Source organism: Azospirillum largimobile, assembly GCF_977007025.2.
In genome coordinates, this window is sequence record NZ_CDRMUA020000001.1 from 358,677 (window position 1) to 375,230 (window position 16,554).

Below are 16,554 nucleotides of genomic sequence, written 5' to 3' on the forward strand. Positions count from 1 at the left end.
GGATCTCCGTCCGGTCTTTAGAACTGGAAGTAAATGAAGGCATGGTTGGCGAAGCTGCCGAACAGCAGCATCACCAGGATCAGGGCGGAGCAGGCCATCGACCGCGCCACCACATTGGTCCCGGCATAGCGGCGACCCGCGCCGCGTTCGATCAGCGCATCGACCATCAGCACGATCAGGCCGGCAACGGCGACGCGCAGCAGCGAGCTGGCCTGGAGGTTGCCTTGCTGCAGCCCGAAATCGCCGTGGGTGATGATGCCCAGGATGGTCCAGACCGTCTGCAGGCTGTCGGCGCGGAAGGGCAGCCAGGTCAGGGTCACCACGATGAAGACGAGCCCGATCATCACCAACCGCCCGGCGGCCAGCATCGGGCCGCTGAGGCGCACCGGGCTGACGGCGGCCAGCCGGCGCACGCCGTCCTCCACCAGCATCAGCCCGCCATGCAGAGCTCCCCACAGGACGAAGGTCCAGTTGGCGCCATGCCACAGGCCGGAGATCAGCATGGTGATGACGACGTTGCGGATGCGCAGCCAGCGCGTCCGGCTGCCGCCCATCGGCACATAGACGTAGTCGCGGAACCAGGTGGACAGCGAGATGTGCCAGCGCCGCCAGAAATCGCGCATGCCGGTGGCGAAATAGGGCCGGGCGAAGTTCTGGCACATGGTGTAGCCGAAGATCTGCGCCAGCCCGATGGCGATTAGCGAGTAGCCGGCGAAGTCGCCGTAGATCTGCAGCGAGAAACAGACCAGCCCGATCACATGCTGGAGCGCATTGAAGAACTCCGGCTGGTGGAATCGGGCGTCGACGACCACGGCGGCGTTGTCGGCCAGCCCGATCTTCAGGAAATAGCCCCAGATCACCTTCTCCAGGCCGGCGAAGCGCTCCTCGAACGGGATGTCGCGCGGGCGCTGCTGGATTTGCGGCAGCAGGTCGCGCGCCCGGACGATCGGGCCGGCCACCAGCTGCGGGAAGAAGGCGACGAAGGTGGCATAGCGCGTCAGCGACCGTTCCGGCTGCTTCACCTCGCCGGTGTAGAGGTCGATGCCGTAGCTGAGATTCTGGAAGGTGTAGAAGGAAATGCCGACCGGAAGCAGGATATCGAGCGTCCGCCGTCCAACGTCGATGCCCAGTGATGCGAGCGCGATCGCCGCGCTGTCGGCGAAGAAGTTGTAGTATTTGAAGAAGAACAGCATGCCCAGGTTGGCGCCCAGGCTGATGAACAGGTACAGCTTCTTGGTCTGGCGGTCGGGCGAGTCGGCGATCTTCAGACCGCAGTAGAAGTCGATGAAGGTGCTGAGCGCCAGCAGCGCGCAGAACCGGTAATCCCAATAGCCGTAGAAGATGTAACTGGCCACCAGCAGGAAGGGCGTGAAGGCGCGCGTGCGCGCCAGCGCCATGAAACCGGCGCTGAACACGGTGATGAACAGCAGGAAGTTCAAGCTGGTGAAGCTCATCGTGCCCCCGGCAGAGATGCTCGCGCGTCTGCGCAACCGCGCAAGAAAGGCGAAGTTCGGAGCCGAAGATAACCACGATTTCGGGGATTTCCCGCCGCCGCGGTAGGGTTGTGCCCCCGGATATGGGACGTACTCTGAAATGAGCCGGGCGGATGATTCCAAACGGCTAGGACCGCCAAGCCGGGACTGGGCCATACACGAAAGTGGCAAGCCCTCGCCGATGGCGGAGCCCGGTTGGGACTATGCCCGCCTGCTTCGCGGTCATTAAGGGGGTGCAAGCCGGGGAGCGAGCCGCTACATATGCAGCCGACAAACCCTTCAACTCTGGCTGACGAGGAGGCACCGCCATGCGGGCCGAGATCGAAGCGGCCGCCGGCGAGATCAGAGAATCGCTGGCGCTGCTGAGGAGGCATCTTTGACTGGGACAATGCACTGCGGCGTCTCGACGAACTGAACAACCTCGCCGAGGACCCCAAGCTTTGGGACGATCCCTCGCGGGCCCAGACCATCATGCGCGAGCGCACCCAGCTGGATGCCTCGGTTTCCGGCTACCGGTCGCTTGAGCGCGACCTGTCCGACAGCCTGGAACTGATCGAGATGGGCGAGGCGGAGGGGGACGCCACCGTCGTCGCCGATGCGGAGGCACAGCTCTACGGCCTGCGCGACCGCGCCAACAAGCTGCAGATCGAAAGCCTGCTGTCGGGCGAGGCCGATGCCAACGACTGCTTCGTCGAGGTGAATGCCGGCGCCGGCGGCACGGAGGCCCAGGACTGGGCGCTGATGCTGATGCGCATGTACACCCGCTGGGCGGAGCAGCACGGCTACAAGGCCGAATGGCTGGACGAGACGCCGGGTGAAGAGGCCGGGATCAAGTCCGCCACCGTGCAGATCAAGGGTCACAACGCCTATGGCTGGCTGAAGACCGAGGCCGGCGTGCACCGTCTGGTGCGCATTAGCCCGTTCGACAGCCAGGCGCGGCGCCAGACCAGCTTCGCCGCCGTTTCGGTGTCTCCGGTGATCGACGACAAGATCGACATCGAGATCAACGAGAAGGACTGCCGCATCGACACCTACCGCGCATCGGGCGCCGGCGGCCAGCACATCAACAAGACCGACTCGGCGGTGCGCATCACGCACATCCCGACGAACATCGTGGTGAGCTGCCAGCAGGAACGGTCGCAGCATAAGAACCGCGCCAAGGCGTGGGACATGCTGCGTGCCCGCCTGTACGAGCGGGAGTTGAAGATCCGCGAAGATGCGGCGGCCGCGCTGGAAGCCACCAAGACCGACATCGGCTGGGGCCACCAGATCCGCTCCTATGTCCTGCATCCCTACCAGATGGTGAAGGATCTGCGGACGGACGTGGAGACTTCGCAGAGCCAGGCGGTGCTGGACGGTGCGCTCGATCCCTTCCTGGAGGCTGCGCTCGCCTCCCGGATCAAGGGGCAGAGCGACGACGCGCACGCCGCAGGCGGCTGACCGGTCGGAAGGTAGAAAAGGGCGGTCGCTTGCGGCCGCCCTTTTCGATTCGGCGCCTTTTCGGAATTGCCGGTCCGGAATGGAAGGCTAGGCTCGGCTGTTTCAACAGGCAGCCACTCCAACGATCAGGAGCACCCGATCCATGAACAGACGTCTTCTCCCGGCGCTCGGCAGCGCCATGTTGTGCGGCACCCTGCTGCTGGCGACCCCGGCCTTTGCCGCCTGCGAAACGGACAATCTGCCGGACGAGATGCGTGTGGCCTTCATTTCCGGCGCGCAGGAGGCGCTGAACGAGCACGGTTTCAACGCCGGAACGGTGGACGGCAAGATGGGATCGCGCACCCGCTCCGCAATTCGCGCCTATCAGCGTGCGGCGAAGCTGCCGGTGGACGGCTGCGCCACCCAGGGGCTGCTCGATCACCTGAACTTCAGCCAGCCGAAGATCTACGGCCCGAACAAGCCTCGCTGACTTCAGGCCAGCATGTCGAGCAGCCGCCGGCTGTTCTCCTGCGTCGCCTGCAAAACCTTCGCGTTCGCGGCGAAATCCACCTGGGCGGAGGTCAGGTCGAGGACCACCGCCGGGGCAAGGTTGCCCGCTGCGATCTCCGCCGACGCCGCTTCGGTGCGGGCCTGAGCATCCTGCAGGCCGTCGAGCGCGCTGGCCTGCGGCCGGTAGGGCGTGGCGGAGGTGGCCGATCCGATATCCATGGCAGGCTGTCCTGCTGGTTGAGCGGGCAGGATAGGGCGGCGGGGGTTTAGGGTTGGTGAATGGGCTAAAGGCATTGCAAAGTTAGACCCCCACCTATCCTCCCCCGCTGAGCGGGGGAGGGATCGGAGCTTTGTCGGCGTTCAGCGGCAGTCCCTCCCCCGCCCAGCGGGGGAGGATAGGTGGGGGCAATACTCCCACACCGAAACAACCTCACCCCTCCGCCAGCCAGTCCGCCAGCCGCCCGAGGAACGCAGCCGCCTCCGCCGGATCATGCAGGCTCCAGGTTGCCGCCGTCTCCGCTGGGCTTTCCATCACCCGGATGCCGATTCCACGCCCTGACAGCGCGCGGAAGGCGTCCTCGTCGGTCTCGTCGTCGCCGAGATAGATCGGTACTGTGCCGTCCCCCTCCAACCCCAGCGTCTCCAGCAGGGCAAGGACGGCGCGGCCCTTGTCCCAGGGAAGGTTGGGGCGAAGCTCGAACAGCTCCTTGCCGCCGGTCACGCGCAGCCGCCCATGCTCCTGTGCCACCGCGCGGACGGTGTCCGCCACCACGGGCTTTTCGGGCGGAGCGACCTGACGGGTGTGGATGGCGATGGCGAAGCGCTTGCGCTCCACAAGCGCACCGGCGATCCCGCCCAGACGGTCGTGCAGACTCCGTTCGGCGGCGTCGAGGTCGGGGACATACTCGACGCCGACCTGCCGGCGCAGGTCCGGTCCGCGCAGGTCGAAACCATGGCTGCCCGCATAGACCAGATCGTCCAGCGCCACCATCGCCGCCAGATCGTCCAGGTCGCGGCCGCTGACGAAGGCGACCGGGCACAGGGCCGACAGCCGCCGCACCACCGCACGCGCCTCTTCCGGCATCACCGCCAGTTCCGGCCGTGGCGCGATGGCGGCGAGCGTGCCGTCGTAGTCGAGGAACAGGGCAGGGGTGCGGTCGCCGACCGCCGCGGTGAAGGCGTCGAATTCCGAGAACGCGGAAGGTGGGAAGTGGGTCAAGGGACAAACCTCGCGCCGCTGCCTGAGGGATGCGGCGGCTGACCGGGGGCCGGCGCGCCACTGCTGTGGTAACGGCCAGAAACGATGGGTGGCTTGTGCTCCGGCAAAAGGACCGGCTGAATGTGGCCGATCTGCAACAGGCCCCTCTAAAAGCTTCGGCCCCACGCAGGGGCCGGCTTTGGGGGTTGCGGTGCCCCCGGGTTCTGATAGTGTTGCAGTGCAGCAAGCGATTGCTGCTTCGCCCTTCTTGGGCGTTTCCTCCCTAAACTCAAGGCCGCTGTACTCAGCGGCCTTTTTCTTGCCAGAAAGCCCCCTGGTAAGGCAACCCCTGACAAAAGTCATAGCGCTGCGATTTTCTTGGGAAATCGACCGGCGAATGGTGGGGCTCATGGGCGCTTTTGACGCTTGGGGTGAACCCCTGCATCCCGCCGCGCCATGGTGCAGGACATCGCTGGGCGTCAGAAAATCATTTGAATACAATGCATTGCAGAATGTGGCATCCGTGCATGCGATGATGCAGGCGCCGGCGTCCGATGGCGCGCAGGGTTGGGAGAGGGGCCGAAGCGGCACCGTGGGACGTTGCCGAGGCTGAGAATTTTCACCGCTTTTTTCTGTCGGCTGCCGTCTTTGCTGCGGTACGGGGGGTGAAAAACCGCCGCAGGCGTACGGAAGCACTGCACCCGCGTCGCGAACTGTCGTATAGAATCCGACGACACGCCCATCCGCCGCAATCCACAGGAGCCGTTCCCATGGACATCGCCATCATGGTCCTCGCCGTCGCCTTCTTCTTCTGGCAGACCATCTCCGACTGAGTCGGCTTCGACGCGACCGGCTGAGCCGCTCGGCAGGCGAACAGTCGCCAATCGAAACGTCAGCAGTCGAAAAGTCAGCAAGCGAAAAAGGGCGGTCCCGGCGGGCCGCCTTTTTTCGTGTGTCAGAAAACAGCCCGAACCCGGCCGCCGTCTCAGTCGGCGGCGATGGGCGGCTCCAGCCGGGAATGGGCAGAGGCGATCAGTTGCAGCGTCTCCATGATCGAGCCGATGGCCTCATGCAGATCGGCCTGCTCGTCTCCGGGCAGCGTGGCAAGCACCGCCTCCAACTCCACCGCTGCGTCCTGCAGGCTGGCGCAGGCATGTTCCAGGTGGCGGCTGGTGCCCTGGCCAACGCCGGGATCATTTGCAAAATGCAAACGTGCCGCCGGTTTTCCGGCCCGCGTCGCGTTCCGGTTTGCAAAATGCAAATGGACGCCGTTCCCCGTGGCCCGCGTCCCCAATTTCTTCCGCATCATGGGCGTATCCCCGTTCGGTCTGAACGGAGAATGCGCAAGTCCCGTGCCACTGCGTGACCGCTGGTTGCGGCCGATCTCGCAAAAATGGCCCCGTAAAATGGTCAGACTTATTCCGGCCACAGGCGGGCAGCGCCGCGCATGCCGCTTTCCCCGCCATGACGGGCTACGGACATCCGGGTCCTCGGCGCGGCCGCCAATGCCCAGGTTCCCCAGCGCCGCGTCACCGATTCGCACAGGCCGGGCAAGGCGGACAGGCCGCCGCCGACCACCACCATGTCGGGGTCCAGCAGGTTCAGAACCGGGGCCAGCGCGCGGGCCAGCGCATCGGCATGGCGTGTCAGCGTCGCGGCTGCGGCCGGATCACCTGCCAGGGCGCGGGCGGCGATCTCCTGCGGGTCAGCCGCATTGCCGGTGCCGTCTCCCCCGGTGAGATGCCGGTGCAGGCGTGACAGCCCGGCTCCGCACAGCACGGTCTCCAGGCATCCGGTCTTGCCGCAGCCGCAGGGCACCGGCGGACCGTCGGCTTCCTCGCGCCAGGGCAGGGGGGCATGGCCCCATTCGCCGGCCAGCCCGTTGGCCCCCGGCAGGATGCGTCCGTCCACCACGATGCCGCCGCCGACGCCGGTGCCCAGGATGACCCCGAACACCACCACCGATCCGACCGCGGCGCCGTCCGTCGCCTCCGACAGGGTGAAGCAGTTGGCGTCGTTGGCGATCCGCACCGGGCGGTCGATCCGCCGCGCCACGTCTTCGGCGAAGGGACGGCCGGCGAGCCAGGGCAGGTTCACCGCGCGCACCATGCCGGCGGCGGGATCGACGATGCCGGGCAGGCTGATGCCGACGCCGCCGGTGCCGAACGGGTCGAGGGCGGCCACAGTCTCCGCCAGGGCGTCCAGCGTGGCGTCGTAATCGCGGGGGGTGGGGCGGCGGTGGCGGGCCAGTTCCGCGCCGTCCGCGCCAAGCGCCACGGCCGCGATCTTGGTGCCGCCCAAATCGATTCCGACTCGCATGCCTGTCGCCGTCCAGATGGAGATTCAATCGAGGATTTCGGGGGCAACCCTATACCGCTCCCCCGTCCGGCGGACCAGCGGCGCGTTCGTGCCGGAAGGGTCAGTCCACCCACCCCGGAAGAGAGGGGGCTACCGCCCTTTGCTCTGTCGGGGCTTGGGGGGCGCATCACTAGAGTCACACAAGCGCTTCCTTCACTGATCGGCGTCTTGAGATGTCCATGGACCGTTCTGCCCCGAAACACACTTCGCGCGCCCGGCGCGCCGCTCCGGGCCACCACGATCCCGTTCACGATTCCGCCGGTGCCGCGGCATCGGCTGCCGAAATCCGTGATGGACTGGTATTGGCCTTCCTGGCCCGCAAGAGGCTTCTGGTGCTGGTCGGCGATGCCGGGTCGGGCCGTCCCGCCCTGTTCCGGCAGCTGGTGGAGCATGTGGAGGCCGATGGCGCCATGGCGCTGCCGGTCACGGCCTCGGTCGGTGCCGAAGTGGAGGATCTGGTCGCTGCCGCCGGTGCCGGGGCGCTGCCCGATCTGGCGCCGGGCGAGGATGGCGAGGGCGATTTCGACGCGCTGATCGCCGCATTGGAGGACCGGCTGGAACTGGCCGGGTCCGGCTTGCTGGCGGTCGACAACGCCACCGTGCTCGCCCCGCCGGTGCTGGCCGATCTGGTCGACCTGACGCGGGCCGAGACGCCGGCCGGTCGCTTCCTTCAGGTTCTTCTCTGCGGCACGCCGGAGTTGGAAGGGACGTTGGCGCGCGCCGGGCTGGCCGATGAGCTGCGCGACATGGGCGTGATCTACCGGATGGCGCCGGGCGGCGGTTTTCCCGACGAGTTGCCGTCGATGTCCGCCGTGCAGACTGCGCCGCGTCCGGCGCCGATGTTGGCGGTTCCGCCCCAGGTGCAGGAGGCCGATCCGGCCTGGGTGGATCGTCGCGGTCCGCAGCAGGCCCCGCAGCAGGCCCCAGCCCAGCCCGCCGCCACGCCGGCCAACGACTGGCCGAGGGACGGCTGGGCGGGAGACGGCTGGGCGGGAGACGGCAAATCGGGAGAGCATGACTGGAGCGACCGCGGTCCCGACGCAATGGCCGCAAGGGGAATGCAGGCCGGTGCCATGCCGGCGGACGCCATGCCCATCGGAGCCATGCGGGCGCCGCGCCGGACCGGGCTTTATGCCGGTGCGGCACTGACCACGCTGGTGCTGCTGGGTGCCGCCGGTGCGGCCATCGCCACCGCCGTGCCCGGCGCCTCCCCCGACCGCGCTCTGGCGCTGATCGAAGAGGGATGGGGCCGGGCGCGCGATGCGGTGGACCGTACGGTGCAGGGGCTGATCGGCAACGATGTTCCGTCCGCCGGCGGTCGGCATGCCGCGGCCGATCTGCCGCCGGTTGCACCCTCCGCGCCACCGCCAGCCGCCCAGCCGCCCGTGGCGCTCGGCGTCCAGCCCGGGCAAAGCAATGCGGCGCTCCCGGCCGCGCCGCCGCCGGCCGGCACACTGACCGTGACGAAGCAGGCCACAGCCCAGCCTTCGCCCCCCGCTCCCGCTCAAACCGCTCCGGTGCAGACGGCAGCCTTGCCGCCGGCCCAATCCCAGGCGCCGGCCGCCGCACCCGTCGCTGCTGCCCCGGCAGCGCCGGCGGCAGGCAATGCGGAAGCGGCGCCGGGTGCCGCCTCGCTGCCGCCGCTGGAGGAGCCTTCGGCCACGCCGATTCCACAGGTGCCGCAGTCGGCCGTCCCCGATGCGGAGATTGCGCAGCGCGTGCGCATGATGGTCGATCAGGCCCGCCGCCAGATCGCCGGCAAGCGCCTGACCACGCCGCCCGGCGACAACGCCTATGAGACGGTGCAGCGCATCCGCCAGATCGCGCCGGCGGCGCCGGAGGCGACCGAACTGCTGGCCACCATGGAGGACACCTATCGCCGCTGGGCGATGCTGGCCGAACGTGACGGCGACTGGTCGGAAACCAAGCGCTTCTATGAGCGGGCGCAGATGCTCTCGCCCAACAGCCCGGACCTCGCGGAACGGATCCGCGCGGCGAGCGAGCAGCGCGCCTATACCGGTCCGGCCATGGGCGGTTCCGGAACGGCGGGTGGAAGCACGGCCGTGCCGGTGAGGGCGACACCGGGCCTGCAGGATCGCGAATCGGTGCTGGCCCTGCTGCGCAATCCGGCGGAGCTGTCGCGCACGCTGCAGGGCGGCGCCAGCCCCGACAGCCGGCTCGACAGCGGCAAGACCCTGCTGATGGTCGCGGCCGAACAGGGACTGACCGACGCGGTGCGCGTTCTGCTGGACCGGCGCGCCCGCAGCGACCTGCGCACCTCCGATGGGGCCACGGCCGTGATGTATGCCGCCTGGGGCGGCCATGACGCGGTCGTCCGGGCGCTGGCCGACGGCGGGGCGGACCTCGACACCACCAACAGCGACGGCAAGACGGCGCTGATGGCCGCCGCCGCCCGTGGCCACCAGGAGGTGGCGCGCACGCTGATCCAGCGCGGGGTGATGGTGGACCGCACCACCGCCTATGGCTGGTCGGCGCTGATGTATGCCGCCAACAACGGGCACGAGGCGGTGGCCAAGCTGCTGCTCGACCACGGCGCCAACCCGTACCGCATGGATGCCAACGGCAACTCCGCCCTGACCCTGGGCGCGCTGCAGGGGCATGTCCAGGTGGTAGAGGCTCTCAAGCCGCGCTGATCAGCCGCGTTCGGACAAGACGGTCACTGGTCGAGGCGGACGGAGCCGCGCCACATCCCGGCGCTCTGTCCGCCGTTGGCATAGTGGAACACGCCGGGCCCATCCGGCTGGCCGTTGCTGAAACGCCCGGCGAAGCGGCTGCCGTCGGTGAAGGTCATCACGCCATAGCCGGACATCAGGTCGCCGGACCATTCGCCCTCATAGGTTTGTCCGTTGGCGAAGTGATAGACGCCGGCGCCCTGGCGGATCGGCCGCCCCAGGCCCGAGCCCGATGACGGCTGCACCCAGGTGCCTTCATAACGGTCGCCAGCCGAGAAACCATAGCTCCAATAGCGGCTGTCCGGCCGGCTGCGCGCCCGCTCCGCCGCGGTGCGGGCATCGCCCAGCGCGCGCATCGCCTGCTGCTGCGCCGCAACGGCCGGGCCGTCGGGCTCCGTGGATGCGGTGCCCGGCGGTGGCGTGGGGAAGCTGCGCGGCTCTTCCGTCTGGATCGGATCGGAACTGCCGGTGGCCGGCGGCTCGGCGGCCGGATCGCCGAAGGAGGGGCCGGCCTCCACGGTCCCGCGGGAACGGGCGGCCAGCGGCGACGGGTCGGCCCAGCGGGCGGCGAGGGTCCCGGCGGTGACGTAGCCGTTCCGCCCGGCCGAATCCCGCACGCGCAGCCAGCTTCCTTCCGGCACCGCCTCCAGCACCGTCACCACGGTGCCGGCCGGCAGCTGCGCAATGCCGCGGGCACCCACCGCCGGACGGTCGAACAGCACGCCGGACTTGGCCACCTCATACTCGCCCGGCGGCAGGCTGGGGGTGGTCACCGCCGGCGGCGGCTCCTTTGGCGGCGGCTCTTTCTTCGCCTGGGTGGGCTGGTCCTGGGGCGGCACGTCGGGCGATGGGGCGGCCGGCGGTTTCGGCGCTGCGGCGACGGCCGGCACCAGGACCAGCGTGGTGCCCAGCCGGTCCTGCAGCCAGGGCAGCTGGCGCCCTTCGCTCCGTTCGGCGACGGAGCGCGCCACCTCGGCCAGCGAATCGCGGAAGGTGACGCCGGGCTTGGTCATCTCGCGCGCCAGTGCGGCGGTGAAGGGAGCCGGCCCCTTCGCCGATTGCGGCGGCACCGGCGGCACTCCGGGACGGTGGGCATAGACGACGAACAGGCCGTCCGCTTCCATCGGCGTTCCCAGCGCGCCGCCGCCGACCCGCTGGGCCAGCGCGTCGGCCGTGCCCGGATCGATCACCACCACCGCCTTGCGCCCGCTGTCCCGCAGGTCGCCCAGCACCGTGTCGAGGTCCAGCGCCGTGCGCGGCAAATCCTCCGCCCCCGAGGGTACGGCGTCCGCGGGCAGCAGATACTCCCGTTCCCCGAGCCCGACGGCGAGGCCGGTGTAGTAGACGAAGCCCAGGTCGGCGCCGGACAATGCCTCGCGGAATCGCTCCAGCGCCGACTCCATCGCCACCCGCCCGACATTGTCGGCCCGGGTCACCGCAAAGCCGGCCTTGCGCAGTGCGGACACCATCGCCCCCGCATTGGCGGCGGCCTGTTCCGACCGGCTGTCGAGCCCGCTGTAGCGTCCGTTGTCGATGACCAGCGCCACCCGTTTTCCGCTGTCGGCCGCGGCCGCGCCAAAGGGCAGGGCAGCCAGCAGCGCCGCGGTGAGAACGGTCCCCGCAAGGGTCCGTCTCCATGGCCGGGTGGTGGGGAATGCGGCGCTACGCGGCCGGGCAATCATGGTCAAGGCGTTCCGTCCTCCGTCTTCGCGGCGGCCTCCCGCAAGGCGCGACCATTCGTGCCGCCGCCCGCCGGGCTGCGTACCGCCGCCGGGAGCATAGCCTTTTCCGCTGCTCCGGGGCCCCGCTCTTTCGGGTCGTGAAGCGGTGGCGGCATTACCCCGCGCGGACAAGGGGCCTGCGCCTCGGCAGCGTTGCGGGTCCCGGCCCAACTCGCCGAACAAGCTCGCCGAAGGCGCGAGGTATCGCTTTCCCTTCGCGGCGAAGCCGCTTATATGACGCTCCTTCGCAGACAACGAGGTTCGCCATGCCGCCCGCAAAGCCGTCCGCCGTCCGGATGTCCGACACCGAAATCGCCCGCGTGCAGATGTACCTGCGCAAGACGCTGGGCAATCAGAAGATCGTGATCGAGCCGCCGGCCAAGGCCGGCCAGTCGGCCGAGGTGACGGTGGATGGCGAGTTCTTCGGCACGCTGAACCGTGACGAGGATGAGGGCGAGGTCTCCTACGCCCTGAACGTCGTCATCCTGGAAGAGGATCTGCCGGAGCCTCCGGCCATCCCGCGCCGCTGATCGCTGGCCTCTTCCCCGACCTTCTCCTGACGCCCTAGCGGCTGTGAGCGCGAAGCTCCGCCGCCAGGGCGGCCAGCAGGGTCTGCCCGCCCGACAAGGTCAGCCCGCGCACCAGCACGATCGCCTTGTGCCCGCCGCGCCGATGCATGACCAGCCGCACGTTGCGGCTGCCCGCGGCCTTCAGCTCCGCCTTCACCGCGTCGTTGGGCGCCACGTCGCCGGCGACCAGCTTCAATTCCGCCTTGTGTCCGTAATCGTGGGCCGGATCGATCCAGGCGACGAACAGCGGCTTGCCGCCGACCATCGGGTAGAGCGCCAGATCCCGGATCGTCTCGTGCGGATGAATGCGGGCGCCGTCCACCGTCAATCCGCGCGCCGTCACGCCCAGCCGCACGGCCCGGCGCTGTACCGTCTCCGTCAGCGTCACCACCCACAACAGCAGTACCGGAACCGCACAGAACACGGCCAGCCACTGCAGCATGTCGGACAACTGTTCCGGCGCCAGCCCGGCCCCGGCGACGAAGCCCGTCGCCAGCAGCCCGGCGATCAGCAGATAGCGGGTGCGGATCACCGGCGTCAGCACCGGCCTCGCCACGAAGACGGCGCCGGCCGCACCGTCTTCGCGGGTGATCTCCAGACTGGGCGGTGGCTTGGCGGCTGGCATTTCGGCGGGATCGGAGCAGGGGCGGGGGCGTGATCCTGTTCCGGCCGCGTGTTGGCCGTCCAGTTCTTTCGCGTGTTGCCCGAATCGGCCGTATACCCGCGTTGCGTGCCAAGGGCGGGGTTGCCGCTCGCCGCCTTGAAAATGGCGGGAGCCATGGTACTCTCGGGGGCAGGAGGTGACGCGAGCCGCTTTCCTGAATGACGGGACCGGTTTCCCGGCCCCGCCACGTCTGGCCTTACCGATCCTGGTCCGTGTTGAAGCCCGCTTCGAACTCGAACTTCAGCTTGAACCAGAAGCGGCTAAGCCACTTCAGGAATTTTCTCACTCGCGTCACCTCCTCTCGGTTGCCGGCCGCGCATGACGCGCGTCCGGTGGCGCGAGATTACAAGGCATGCATCCGCATGCCAATTGCGGATCCTTGGTGAAATTGCCGCTAGGTTGTTTCTGGGCGTTGCTGCCCCAGTTGCGCTCGGCTCTACGCCCCTGGTGCTGCAACCGGGGCGGTGGTAGCGTTCACGCAGGCGTTTTTCAGACCGACCCGCTCAGCCTGACCTGCCGCGCCTGGCCTGCTGCGAAGGACCGTCGCCCGTGACCTTCCCAAATCCGCTCGATGTCCGGGAGACGACCGCTCTCCGGCAAGGCTCGGCACAGTCCGTCCCGCCTGTGGTGGTGGAGGCGCGCAAACTTTCGCTGGTCTACCCCACCGCGGACAAGCCGGTCACGGCATTGAGCGAGGTCGACCTGACCATCGCCCGGGGTGATTTCGTCTCATTGATCGGTCCCAGCGGCTGCGGCAAGACCACGCTGTTGCGCGTGATCGCCGATCTGGAGCGGCCGACCTCCGGCCATATCGCCATCGAAGGCATGACGCCGGAGCAGGCGCGGCTGAAGCGGCTCTACGGCTATGTCTTCCAGGCCCCGGCGCTGTACCCGTGGCGCACGGTGGAGCGCAACGTGATGCTGCCGCTGGAAATCATGGGACTGTCCAAGGCCGACCGGCAGCAGCGCGCCCGTGAACAGTTGGAGCGCGTCGGCTTGATCGGCTTCGAGCGCAAGTTCCCCTGGCAGCTGTCCGGCGGCATGCAGCAGCGCGTCTCCATCGCCCGCGCTCTGGCCCTGCAGCCCGACCTGCTGCTGATGGACGAGCCGTTCGGCGCGCTGGACGAGATCACGCGGGACCATCTGAACCTGCACCTGACCCAGCTGTGGCGGGCGACCGGCAAGACCTGCGTCTTCGTCACCCATTCGATCGCCGAGGCCGTGTTCCTCTCCACCCGCATCGTGGTGATGAGTCCGCGGCCGGGGCGCATCCTGGACGTCATCGATTGCAACTCCCTGCCGCGCGAGCGCACGCTGGACATCCGCGAATCGCCGGAATTCGCCGCCATCGCCCACCGCGTCCGCGAGGGGCTGAAGGAAGGGCACAGCTACGATGATTAGCCGCGCGTTTCCCGTGACGGTGATGACGCTGCTCCTGCTGGCGGCGTGGTACATCGGGGCGGCGTGGCTGAATTGGCCGCAGGCGGTGGAGACGCTGGCCCGCGCCGGCAAGCCCACCGGCTTCGGCCCCGCCGATTTCAAAGACGTGCTGGCCCAGGCTTATGCAATGAAGCGCCCGATCCTGCCCACCCCCGGTCAGGTGGTGGCGGAGTTGTGGAACTCCCTGACCGGCTACGCGCCGACCAGCCCACGCAACCTGCTGTTCCATACCTGGGTCACGGCGGAAGCAGCGCTGACCGGGCTGGCGATGGGGCTGGTGCTGGGCATCCTGCTGGCCGCCGGCATCGTCTATACCCGCACGCTGGAGGCCAGCCTTCTGCCCTGGGTGATCGCCTCGCAGACCATCCCGATCCTCGCCATCGCGCCGATGATCGTCGTCATCCTCGGCAACATCGGGCTGACCGGGCTGCTGCCGAAGGCGGTGATCTGCATGTATCTGTGCTTCTTCCCGATCACGGTGGGCATGGTGAAGGGGCTGCGCTCCGCCGACCCACTTTGGCTCGACCTGATGCGGACCTATTCGGCCAGCGGGATGCGCGCCTTCTGGTCGTTGCGGCTGCCGGCTTCCATGCCGTTCCTGTTCGCCAGCCTCAAGGTGTCGGTCGCCATCAGCGTGGTCGGCGCCATCGTTGGAGAGTTGCCCACCGGCGGACAGGCCGGATTGGGGGCACGGCTGCTGTCGGGATCCTATTACGGCCAGACCGTGCAAATCTGGGCGGCGCTGATCATGGCCTCGCTGCTGTCGGTGGCGCTGATCGCCGTCGTGCGCGGGCTGGAGCTGGTCCTGCTGGGCCGGGCGGGTGCGCGATGAGCGGTCTTGCGGCGAATCCCTACCGCACCAGCCTGCGCACGGCTGCGGACTGGGGGCTGGTCGCCATAGCCGTAGTGACACTGGCCGCATTGGCACTGCCGGTGGGCGCGCTGGGCGGTTCTTCTGTCGGCTGGTTCGGCGGGATGACGGGCGGGACGCTGGCGCCCTTGTTCCTGATCGGGGTGGTGCTGGCGGTCGTCGCCGGCCGGTCCGCGCCGAAACGGGTCTGGGGCGCCTGGGTGGAGTTGGCCGGCGTGGCGCTGGCGTGGCTGCTGCCGCTGCATCTACTGAACGAGGGGATGGACCTGTCTGCCGGCTGGGGGCTGTGGCTGTTCCTGATCGCGGCGACGCTGTTGCAGTGGCGGGTGATGGGGGTGCTGGCCGGGGTGCCGGGCTGGACACGTTCGGTGGTCGTGCCCGGCCTGTTCGGGCTCGGCCTGCTGGTGGGTTGGGAGGTGCTGGTCCGCGGCTTCCAGGTGCCGGCGATCCTGCTGCCGCCGCCAAGCCGCATCGCCGCGGCGCTGGCCGTCCATGCGCCGGTGCTGTGGGACGATTTCCGCCAGACTGTGCTGACCTCCGTCCTGCGCGGCTATGTCATGGGTTGCGGTGCCGGCTTCCTGGTGGCAATCCTTGCCGACCGGGTGCCATTTCTTGCCCGTGGGCTTCTGCCGCTCGGCAATCTCGCCAGTGCCATTCCGGTGGTCGGCATCGCGCCGATCATGGTCATGTGGTTCGGGTTCGACTGGCAGTCGAAGGCGGCGGTCATCGTCGTCATGACCTTCTTCCCGATGCTGATCAACACGCTGGCGGGGCTCGGCAACTCCGAACGCATCCAGCTCGACCTGATGCGCAGCTACGCCGCCGGCTATGGCCGTACGCTGATCAAGCTGCGTCTGCCGAACGCGCTTCCATTCCTGTTCAACGGCTTGAAGATCAATTCCACCCTGGCGCTGATCGGCGCCATCGTGGCGGAGTTCTTCGGCACGCCGGTGGTCGGCATGGGGTTTCGCATCTCCACCGAGGTGGCGCGGATGAACCTGGACATCGTGTGGGCCACCATCGCGGTGGCGGCGCTGACCGGTTCCGGCCTCTATGGCGGCTTGGCGTTGCTGGAGCGGGCGACGACAGCTTGGCATCCATCGATGCGGGGGCGCTGAGCGCGCCTCGCGCGACCGCGCTGGCACGGCCATTGCTTAATTCCTGCCATTCCGTCCGGCAGGGGAGGTGGGCGTGGCCGACATCGTCGTTCTCAAGCATGTCCGCCTGACGCGGGCGCTTCTGGCCATCGAAATGGCTGCGGCGTCGCTGGACGGCGAGCTTGCCGCCTTGCATGCCGCCGGTCAGGCGGGTTTGCTGGGCAACCATGCCGAGGAAGCCACGCTTCTGCGCACCTATGTCCGCACCTTGCGCGTCCTGTTGCAGGCGATGACCCCCGACGAATTGGACGAAGCGGGCCTGAGCGAGCGCCATGGTCTGGCGGAGGCCGCAGTCGGTCGCTGTGCCACCGCCTTGCGGGCGCTGGAGCGTCCGGCTGGCGGCGGTCCGGTGATCGGCATCGCCTGACCACCCGCTGTCGCGAAGCCGACAGCACCTTGACGCCTTCCGGCCACTGCCATACTGCCGTATGGCTGGAATGCGGGATGCCTTTCCCCTCTCC

At 68.5% G+C, this 16,554-nt stretch carries 16 protein-coding genes; 9 read left to right on the forward strand and 7 right to left on the reverse strand.

The window, feature by feature from the left end; translation table 11 throughout:
- Positions 1-17: 17 nt before the first annotated feature.
- A complete protein-coding gene (locus ACWPKK_RS01660; protein ID WP_452000646.1) occupies positions 18-1,454 on the reverse strand; it encodes an MBOAT family O-acyltransferase in 1,437 nt (478 codons plus the stop codon).
- Between the two features lie 347 nt (positions 1,455-1,801).
- On the opposite strand from ACWPKK_RS01660, the gene prfB reads away from it, so the two are divergent.
- Together prfB and ACWPKK_RS01670 are read left to right on the forward strand one after the other, a co-directional pair.
- Positions 1,802-2,933 (forward strand): peptide chain release factor 2 gene (prfB, locus tag ACWPKK_RS01665; protein ID WP_324867151.1). Its coding sequence is split into 2 segments (ribosomal slippage): positions 1,802-1,870 and positions 1,872-2,933, totalling 1,131 coding nucleotides; the frame shifts between segments, so codons are not numbered across the junction.
- 142 nt (positions 2,934-3,075) lie between these two features.
- Positions 3,076-3,402, forward strand: coding sequence for a peptidoglycan-binding domain-containing protein (locus tag ACWPKK_RS01670; protein WP_149225536.1), 327 nt, complete (start codon positions 3,076-3,078; stop codon positions 3,400-3,402).
- A 2-nt stretch (positions 3,403-3,404) separates the two neighbouring features.
- On the opposite strand, the gene ACWPKK_RS01675 is transcribed toward ACWPKK_RS01670, so the two are convergent.
- Positions 3,405-3,641, reverse strand: coding sequence for a hypothetical protein (locus tag ACWPKK_RS01675; protein WP_452000648.1), 237 nt, complete (start codon positions 3,639-3,641; stop codon positions 3,405-3,407).
- A 211-nt stretch (positions 3,642-3,852) separates the two neighbouring features.
- A complete protein-coding gene (otsB, locus tag ACWPKK_RS01680; RefSeq protein ID WP_452000650.1) occupies positions 3,853-4,641 on the reverse strand; it encodes a trehalose-phosphatase in 789 nt (262 codons plus the stop codon).
- A gap of 533 nt (positions 4,642-5,174) precedes the next feature.
- Here otsB and ACWPKK_RS01685 point away from each other — a divergent pair.
- Positions 5,175-5,453, forward strand: a complete 279-nt coding sequence (locus ACWPKK_RS01685; protein WP_452000652.1) for a hypothetical protein — start codon at positions 5,175-5,177, stop codon at positions 5,451-5,453.
- 152 nt (positions 5,454-5,605) lie between these two features.
- Here the strand turns inward: ACWPKK_RS01685 and ACWPKK_RS01690 are convergent, their stop codons facing one another.
- Both ACWPKK_RS01690 and ACWPKK_RS01695 read right to left on the reverse strand, forming a co-directional pair.
- Complete coding sequence (locus ACWPKK_RS01690; RefSeq protein ID WP_310114922.1) at positions 5,606-5,830, reverse strand: hypothetical protein; 225 nt, start codon at positions 5,828-5,830, stop codon at positions 5,606-5,608.
- A 206-nt stretch (positions 5,831-6,036) separates the two neighbouring features.
- Positions 6,037-6,939: an ROK family protein gene (locus ACWPKK_RS01695; RefSeq protein ID WP_452000654.1), complete on the reverse strand. Its 903-nt coding sequence runs from the start codon at positions 6,937-6,939 to the stop codon at positions 6,037-6,039.
- A gap of 218 nt (positions 6,940-7,157) precedes the next feature.
- Between ACWPKK_RS01695 and ACWPKK_RS01700 the strand changes: the two genes are divergently transcribed.
- Positions 7,158-9,632, forward strand: coding sequence for an ankyrin repeat domain-containing protein (locus ACWPKK_RS01700; protein ID WP_452000656.1), 2,475 nt, complete (start codon positions 7,158-7,160; stop codon positions 9,630-9,632).
- Positions 9,633-9,655: 23 nt separating this feature from the next.
- Here ACWPKK_RS01700 and ACWPKK_RS01705 read toward each other — a convergent pair whose 3' ends face one another.
- Positions 9,656-11,353: a caspase family protein gene (locus tag ACWPKK_RS01705; RefSeq protein ID WP_452004694.1), complete on the reverse strand. Its 1,698-nt coding sequence runs from the start codon at positions 11,351-11,353 to the stop codon at positions 9,656-9,658.
- 305 nt (positions 11,354-11,658) lie between these two features.
- On the opposite strand from ACWPKK_RS01705, the gene ACWPKK_RS01710 reads away from it, so the two are divergent.
- Positions 11,659-11,922 carry a DUF3126 family protein gene (locus ACWPKK_RS01710; protein WP_324867165.1) on the forward strand — a complete coding sequence of 88 codons (264 nt, stop codon included), beginning with the start codon at positions 11,659-11,661 and terminating at the stop codon, positions 11,920-11,922.
- A gap of 34 nt (positions 11,923-11,956) precedes the next feature.
- Here ACWPKK_RS01710 and ACWPKK_RS01715 read toward each other — a convergent pair whose 3' ends face one another.
- Positions 11,957-12,586 carry a hypothetical protein gene (locus ACWPKK_RS01715; RefSeq protein ID WP_324867167.1) on the reverse strand — a complete coding sequence of 210 codons (630 nt, stop codon included), beginning with the start codon at positions 12,584-12,586 and terminating at the stop codon, positions 11,957-11,959.
- A gap of 588 nt (positions 12,587-13,174) precedes the next feature.
- Here ACWPKK_RS01715 and ACWPKK_RS01720 point away from each other — a divergent pair.
- The 4 genes from ACWPKK_RS01720 (at position 13,175) to ACWPKK_RS01735 (ending at position 16,460) form a co-directional block, all read left to right on the forward strand.
- Positions 13,175-14,026, forward strand: a complete 852-nt coding sequence (locus tag ACWPKK_RS01720) for an ABC transporter ATP-binding protein (protein WP_452000658.1) — start codon at positions 13,175-13,177, stop codon at positions 14,024-14,026.
- Complete coding sequence (locus tag ACWPKK_RS01725) at positions 14,019-14,897, forward strand: ABC transporter permease (RefSeq protein ID WP_452000660.1); 879 nt, start codon at positions 14,019-14,021, stop codon at positions 14,895-14,897. Before ACWPKK_RS01720 ends, ACWPKK_RS01725 begins: the two co-directional genes overlap by 8 nt.
- On the forward strand, positions 14,894-16,054 hold the full coding sequence (locus tag ACWPKK_RS01730; protein ID WP_452000662.1) for an ABC transporter permease: 1,161 nt from the start codon (positions 14,894-14,896) through the stop codon (positions 16,052-16,054). Before ACWPKK_RS01725 ends, ACWPKK_RS01730 begins: the two co-directional genes overlap by 4 nt.
- A gap of 73 nt (positions 16,055-16,127) precedes the next feature.
- Positions 16,128-16,460 (forward strand): hypothetical protein, encoded by a 333-nt coding sequence (locus ACWPKK_RS01735; protein WP_452000663.1) that lies wholly within the window; start codon positions 16,128-16,130, stop codon positions 16,458-16,460.
- Positions 16,461-16,554 lie beyond the last annotated feature (94 nt).